The organism is Streptomyces sp. M-16 (assembly GCF_052114405.1).
In the GTDB taxonomy this organism is placed as follows: domain Bacteria; phylum Actinomycetota; class Actinomycetes; order Streptomycetales; family Streptomycetaceae; genus Streptomyces.
Genome location: NZ_JBFRER010000285.1, coordinates 1 through 1,860, shown reverse-complemented (window position 1 = coordinate 1,860; position 1,860 = coordinate 1). Strand labels below are relative to the sequence as shown.

At 70.1% G+C, this 1,860-nt stretch carries 1 protein-coding gene; it reads left to right on the top strand.

Going from position 1 to position 1,860, the window contains the following annotated elements:
• Positions 1 to 1,860 (top strand): type I polyketide synthase (locus tag AB4039_RS42110; protein ID WP_442273293.1); only part of this gene is annotated, 1,860 nt, incomplete at both ends.

The window sequence follows — 1,860 nt, the reverse complement described above, 5'->3', positions numbered from 1 at the left end:
CTTCGTGGAGTTTTCGCAGCAGCGGGGGCTGGCGGTGGACGGCCGGTGCAAGGCGTTCTCGGACGCGGCGGACGGTACGGGCTGGGCCGAGGGTGTGGGGATGCTGCTGGTGGAGCGGTTGTCGGACGCGGTGGCGCGGGGTCATCGGGTGCTGGCGGTGGTGCGTGGTTCGGCGGTGAACCAGGACGGTGCGAGCAATGGTCTGACGGCGCCGAACGGTCCGTCGCAGCAGCGGGTGATCCGGGCGGCGTTGGAGAGCGCGGGGCTCGGGGTCGCTGATGTGGATGTGGTGGAGGCGCACGGGACGGGTACGCGTTTGGGTGATCCGATCGAGGCGCAGGCGTTGCTGGCCACGTATGGGCAGCGTCCGGCTGGTCGGCCTTTGTGGTTGGGGTCGTTGAAGTCGAACATCGGGCATGCGCAGGCGGCTGCGGGTGTGGGTGGTGTCATCAAGATGGTGATGGCGCTGGAGCACGGTGTGCTGCCGAGGACGTTGCATGTGGGTGTTCCGTCTTCSSAGGTGGACTGGGAGGCGGGTGCGGTCGAGCTGTTGGCCGAGGAGCGTGTGTGGCCTGAGGTGGGGCGGGTGCGGCGTGCGGGGGTGTCGTCCTTCGGTGTGAGCGGGACGAACGCGCACGTGATCCTGGAGCAGGCCCCGGCCCCGGTGGAGGAGCCGGTGGAGGGTACGCGTGAGCTGCCGGTCGTTCCGCTGGTCCTGACCGCCCGCTCCGAAACCGCCCTCCACGCCCAGGCCGAACGCCTGCGCTCCCACATCGAGCGGGAGGGGGCGCCGCGTGCGCTGGACGTGGCGTGGAGCCTGGTCACGGGCCGTTCGATGCTGGAACACCGCCGGGTGGTCCTCGGCGGCACCACCGTCCAGGGCGTGAACGTGGAGACCGGTCGTCGGGTGCTGGTGTTTCCGGGTCAGGGGACGCAGTGGGTGGGGATGGGTGCGGAGCTGCTCGGTTCCTCGCCTGTTTTCGCGGGGCGGTTGCGGGAGTGTGCTGATGCTTTGGCGCCGTTCGTGGATTTTGATGTGGTGGAGGTGTTGCGGGAGGGGCGTTCGCTGGAGCGGGTGGATGTGGTCCAGCCCGTGACGTGGGCGGTGATGGTTTCGCTCGCCGAGCTGTGGCGTTCGCTGGGTGTGGTGCCGGATGCGGTGGTCGGGCATTCGCAGGGTGAGATCGCAGCGGCTGCCGTGTCGGGGGCGTTGTCCCTGGGGGATGCGGCGCGGGTGGTCGCGTTGCGGGCGCAGGTGATCGGGCGTGAGCTGGCGGGTCTGGGGGGTATGGCGTCGGTTCCGTTGCCGTTGGCGGCGGTTGAGGCGCGGTTGGAGGCGTGGGCGGGCCGGCTGGGTGTGGCTGCGGTGAACGGGCCGTCGGGCACGGTCGTGGCCGGGGATGCCGATGCGGTGGCCGCGTTCGTCGCCGAGGCGGTGGGGGAGGGGATCCGGGCCCGTCAGGTGCCGGTCGATTACGCCTCCCATTCGGCGCATGTGGAGCGGATCGAGGCCGAGCTGCTGGATGTTCTCGGGCCGGTCGTGCCGCGTAAGGCGGAGATCCCGTTCTACTCGACCGTGACAGGCGGCCTCCTCACGGAGACCGTGCTCGATGCCGGGTACTGGTACCGCAACCTGCGCCAGCCCGTCCGCTTCGAGGACACCGTCAAGGTCCTCCTGGAAGACGGCTTCGCCACCTTCGTCGAGTCCAGCGCGCACCCCGTCCTCACCATGGGGATCCAGGAGACGGCGGAGGCGGTCGGTGCCGAGGTGGTCACCACCGGCTCGCTCCGCCGTGACGAAGGCGGCCTGCAACGCTTCCTGACCTCCGTCGCCGAGCTCTTCGTGCGCGGCACCGACAT